Origin of the sequence: Phaeobacter sp. S60 (assembly GCF_000826845.1) — a bacterium.
Classification (GTDB): domain Bacteria; phylum Pseudomonadota; class Alphaproteobacteria; order Rhodobacterales; family Rhodobacteraceae; genus Phaeobacter; species Phaeobacter piscinae.
The window spans coordinates 1-3995 of sequence record NZ_JSWJ01000037.1 but is presented as its reverse complement, the minus strand read 5'-3'; the positions used below and the strand labels follow the sequence as shown (position 1 = coordinate 3995).

The following is a 3995-nucleotide window of genomic DNA, read 5'->3' as shown; positions in this document are numbered from 1 at the left end:
GCAATCAGCAGGCGCAGGAGATCAACGCAGCGGCAGAGCAGGTGGCCACGCTGGCCGCAGCGGTGGCAGAGGCCAGCGCCGCGTTTGAAAGCGGCGTGAACGCGGATCGCTGGGCCGCTGGCGACTACAGCGACGGCGATGCGGTCTGGTCGCCCACGGATGGGCTGACCTACCGTGCCAAGGCTGATTTCACCTCGGCCATCGATCCCGCCGCAGATCCCGCCAACTGGCACAACCTGAACCCGGTCGCGCAGGCCAAGGACGAAATGGCCCGCCTCGCGCTGGTCTTCGCCGCGAATTTCTAAGGAGAAACCGAATGTCGCAATTTCCTGTGTCCAAACGTCTCGCGCTTGATGCCATGGCAACGGTCTACACCGTGCCTGCCGGTCGCTATGCGATGGTCTCACACCTTCAGATCACCCCGATCGATCCCGACAATGAGGTGGACGTGACAGTGCAATGGCTGGATGCGTCGGACGGCGATGCGATCACGCAGCTTTGCCAGGGTGAGACGATCAAGCCGAATGGTACCGGCCCGATTTACCCGATGGGTGGCACCCTGATCCTGAGCGCAGGCGATCAGGTGCAGGCCGAAGCCTCTACCGCAGGTGACGCGGTGCTGAGCTTCAGCGCCCTGGAGTATGATCTCTGATGGGCGGCATGATTGGCACCATGCGCGGGGATCGCATGTTGCGCGCGGGTGGGCGGCGTACTTACAGCGACCAGTGGCCCGTTGCAAAAGACGTGTTTCCGATCAATCTGGCATACGATTATTCAATGGGGATCGGGATATGGAACGGGAACCTAATTGTTGGATCCAGAAGCTCTAGTTATCGCAGCATTCGGCTCTATGACGGGCTGACCTCTTCTGTCATTGCGACAACAAGCCCCACCAAAACTTATTACGATATGACCGTCTTGGGGGATGTTCTTTACTGTGTCTCTTCCAGTTCAGTTTGGGCCTACAACCTACCCGATTTTAGTACCGCTTCGGGGTTTGGGCGACCTACACCCTACATCAAACTTATCTGTAATGATGGTGAAAACCTCTGGCTCTACGATCAGGCAGGAGGCGGGTCACAAAACCTGTTCAAGATCACCCCTAGCGGCGCGATTTTGGAAACGAAATCTATTGGGTCGTTAAGCCCGAGTGCCATCGCCCACGATGGGAAAAACCTGATCACAACAGTCGGCGGCGTCACCAGAATTCACGACGGTGAGGATATCGATACGGTCGTCCACCAGTGGAGTAGCTTCCACTCGATCGGCGCAATTCAATCCAGTGCTGTCGATCGAGAGAATGGCGATCTTTTTTATTACATCCAACACAATCACGCTGATTTTGTAGTCCAATATGATGGAGTTGCAGGGATATAAGATGACCCAGCTATATTACACATCCACCACCGCCCCAGCGCCGCTGCCTTTCCGCATTCGTCTGAGCGACGGGCGCAGCCGCACCGATCCTGCCAGCTTCACCGCTGAGGAAATCGCCGATGCGGGCTACGTTGTGGCACCGCCGCCGCCTGATCATGATCCCGCAACCCAGCGCCTGGCCTGGGACGGGGCCGCTTGGGGCGTTGAGGATATCCCGGTGCCGGATCCGGTCTATCAGCCGCTGACCAAGATCGGTTTCATGCGTCTCTGCATGTTTCTTGGCGGCATGACCCCCGACATGCTGGTGGCGGCGCGGGAAGCGCCTGAGCTGAAAGCGATGTGGATCATGCTGGACATGGCCGAACAGGTGCAACGCGATGATCCTGAGGTTGCGCCGGGGTTGGCGCTGCTTGCTGGATTGGGTCATCTGCCCAATGGCGCGCAGGCCGTTCTGGATGGCTGGCCAGCCGCCTGATTGGTGCGCCCGCAGCGGGTCGGGCTATCACACCACCAAAGCAATCGCATGGGAGATCGGAGCGAAGGGGTCCGGTCTCTTTTTGTACGTGCCGCAGGGGTTTCCCTTTGATGTCTCAATCCCCCGCTGGGCCGGGTGGATCTTTGACCGGCACAACCCGCGATACCTGAAAGCCGCCGCGCTGCATGACTACGCCATTCACGTCCTCGGCTGGGGCCGGGTCAGCGCTGCCGCACCGTTTTCCGAAGCCCTCCGCGCCGATGGCGTGGGGCGCATCCGCAGGCTGGCCATGGTGCTGGCCGTCACCATCCACAAATGGAGCTGAAGGGCAATTTTATGAAACTGGAGCTGTTTCAATCTGCGCTGGCAGGCGCGCTTGGTGTGATGTCGGCCATCCTGACCAGCTATGGCACGTCCTGGCCGGTGGTGGTGGTTGTCTGTCTGGGCGCTGCAGCCGCGCTGCTGGAGATCGAAAACCTGCGCTGGCGGCCTGCATTGGTCCTCAGCGTCTTTAACCTGATGATCGGCGCGTTGGGCGGGCCGATGGTCGCGGCCTTTCTGGGGGCCAAGTTCGACCTTCAGTTTCCAGCCTTGACGCTGATCATCGCCTTTCTGGTGGCCTATGTGGCGCATGACGCCTTTAGCAAGGCGCGCGGGCCGATCATGGCGCTGATGGTGAAGGTGATCGGCATGGCCGGAGGGTCAAGCCGATGAATGCCCTCATTGATCTTGTCGCCGTGATCGCGGGGCCGGTGCTACGGCACCGCGCCCGCTGTGTCGTCTGTTTCCTCAGGTCACCCACTTGGGGCCGGGTGCGCCTTGCTCTCTCGCTCGTGCTTTGGGCGGCGCTGTGTTTCGCCGCGATCGCGATGCAACCAATCCAACATCAGAAAGGGCATTCCCATGAAATTCACCACCCGTGATATTCAGGCCCGATGCGCCGCTCTGGGCTTTCACCCTGGGCCGATAGACGGGCGCAGAGGGCCGCGCACCTCAGCGGCTATTCGGGCCGCTCTTGAGCCGCAGAACGGCAGTACCATCACTGATCTGTTCCACAAGAGCGGTTTGCACCGGGTGCATATGCACTGGACTGCCGGAGCCAAAGGCGTCATCGAAATGGAGCGCCGCGCCTATAACTCGCTGGTCACACATGATGGGCAGCGGGTGCAGGGTTTGTTTCCGCCAGAGGCGCAGGCATCCTATGCCGCTGGTCGGGCGGCATCCCATACCCGCATGTTCAACACGGGCGCGATCGGGCACGCAATGGACGCCATGGCGGGGGCGATTGAGCGCCCGTTTGATCGTGGGTCCGCGCCTATCACACTGCGCCAGCTTGATGCGTTCTGCCGGTGGGCTGCGGAATACAGTGCCCAGTATTGGATCCCGGTCAATGTCTACGGCATGCCGACCCATGCAGAAATCCAGCCGATGTTCGGTGTGCGCCAGCGCTGGAAATGGGACATCACCTGGTTGCCTGGAATGTCCGCGCCCGGCGATCCCTCGGTGGTTGGTGAGCGCCTGCGCGACATGATCCGCGAGCGTCTGCCTGACGTGCGAGCTGCCGCATGATGCGGTGGGTCGCGATCGGGGGCCTGTGTCTGGCGCTGTTGTTTGCGGGTGTGTCCTCATACCTGGTCTGGCGCAATGGGCACCTGCGCGAGGATCTGGACGCAGCCGCGCGCCGCCTACGGGTGGCGGAGCGGCAGGCCGATGACGCACGGCAGACCGCCGATGTGCTGGACGCTCATATCAAACGGATGCAGGAGGATCGCCGCACGTATGATGCCGATCTGTACCGCCTGCGGGAACAGGAGGGATACCATGCGCCATTGTCTGATTTTCTTGGCGATGTCTTTGACCGGCTGTAGCTGGCTGTTGCCAGATCCTGAGCCGGTTTATGTGGAGCGCCCCATACCGGGGGAGCTGACCGCACCTTGCGCTGAGCCGGTAAAGGGTCCGCGCACCGAGGGCGGCTTTGCGGAGCTGGCCCTAGGCTGGCGTTACACCGCGCGATGCAACGCGGGGAAGCTGGAAGATATCGCGGAGCTGACAGGGCCGCGCTGAAAGAAGGGAGCCCCGCCACTTGGCGGGGCTTTTTGCGTTTCTAGAGCTGTGGTGCGATTCGCAGAAAGCGGGCTTTGCA

The 3995-nt window shown here is 61.1% G+C and carries 9 protein-coding genes; all 9 read left to right on the top strand.

Translation table 11 applies throughout. From position 1 onward, the window contains the following. The coding region (locus OO25_RS23070; protein WP_040182855.1) for a hypothetical protein at window positions 1-305 on the top strand (305 nt) is incomplete at its 5' end. Between the two features lie 11 nt (window positions 306-316). Further along, the gene (locus OO25_RS21560) at window positions 317-652 is read left to right on the top strand and encodes a hypothetical protein (protein WP_040182852.1); all 336 of its coding nucleotides are present in this window, start codon (window positions 317-319) and stop codon (window positions 650-652) included. Next, window positions 652-1377, top strand: a complete 726-nt coding sequence (locus OO25_RS21555) for a hypothetical protein (protein WP_040182850.1) — start codon at window positions 652-654, stop codon at window positions 1375-1377. Before OO25_RS21560 ends, OO25_RS21555 begins: the two co-directional genes overlap by 1 nt. A 1-nt stretch (window position 1378) precedes the next feature. Continuing rightward, complete coding sequence (locus tag OO25_RS22335) at window positions 1379-1852, top strand: hypothetical protein (protein WP_052465760.1); 474 nt, start codon at window positions 1379-1381, stop codon at window positions 1850-1852. Then, window positions 1833-2177: a DUF1353 domain-containing protein gene (locus OO25_RS21545; RefSeq protein WP_040182849.1), complete on the top strand. Its 345-nt coding sequence runs from the start codon at window positions 1833-1835 to the stop codon at window positions 2175-2177. The genes OO25_RS22335 and OO25_RS21545 overlap by 20 nt, the downstream gene beginning before the upstream one ends. An 11-nt stretch (window positions 2178-2188) precedes the next feature. Further along, entirely contained in the window at window positions 2189-2566 is a 378-nt protein-coding gene (locus tag OO25_RS21540; RefSeq protein ID WP_040182856.1) for a hypothetical protein, read from the top strand. Window positions 2567-2755: 189 nt separating this feature from the next. Beyond that, window positions 2756-3421, top strand: coding sequence for a peptidoglycan-binding protein (locus OO25_RS21535; protein ID WP_040182847.1), 666 nt, complete (start codon window positions 2756-2758; stop codon window positions 3419-3421). Then, the gene (locus OO25_RS21530) at window positions 3418-3720 is read left to right on the top strand and encodes a hypothetical protein (RefSeq protein ID WP_040182845.1); all 303 of its coding nucleotides are present in this window, start codon (window positions 3418-3420) and stop codon (window positions 3718-3720) included. The genes OO25_RS21535 and OO25_RS21530 overlap by 4 nt, the downstream gene beginning before the upstream one ends. Beyond that, window positions 3707-3916: a hypothetical protein gene (locus tag OO25_RS21525; protein ID WP_175304862.1), complete on the top strand. Its 210-nt coding sequence runs from the start codon at window positions 3707-3709 to the stop codon at window positions 3914-3916. The genes OO25_RS21530 and OO25_RS21525 overlap by 14 nt, the downstream gene beginning before the upstream one ends. Window positions 3917-3995 lie beyond the last annotated feature (79 nt).

Excerpts from the sequence above, each read along its gene's own strand:
- OO25_RS21560 (WP_040182852.1), top strand. The coding sequence starts at position 317 with ATGTCGCAATTTCCTGTGTCCAAACGTCTCGCGCTTGATGCCATGGCA.
- OO25_RS21555 (WP_040182850.1), top strand. The coding sequence starts at position 652 with ATGGGCGGCATGATTGGCACCATGCGCGGGGATCGCATGTTGCGCGCG.
- OO25_RS21540 (WP_040182856.1), top strand. The coding sequence starts at position 2,189 with ATGAAACTGGAGCTGTTTCAATCTGCGCTGGCAGGCGCGCTTGGTGTG.
- OO25_RS21530 (WP_040182845.1), top strand. The coding sequence starts at position 3,418 with ATGATGCGGTGGGTCGCGATCGGGGGCCTGTGTCTGGCGCTGTTGTTT.
- OO25_RS21545 (WP_040182849.1), top strand. The coding sequence starts at position 1,833 with ATGGCTGGCCAGCCGCCTGATTGGTGCGCCCGCAGCGGGTCGGGCTAT.
- OO25_RS22335 (WP_052465760.1), top strand. The coding sequence starts at position 1,379 with ATGACCCAGCTATATTACACATCCACCACCGCCCCAGCGCCGCTGCCT.
- OO25_RS21535 (WP_040182847.1), top strand. The coding sequence starts at position 2,756 with ATGAAATTCACCACCCGTGATATTCAGGCCCGATGCGCCGCTCTGGGC.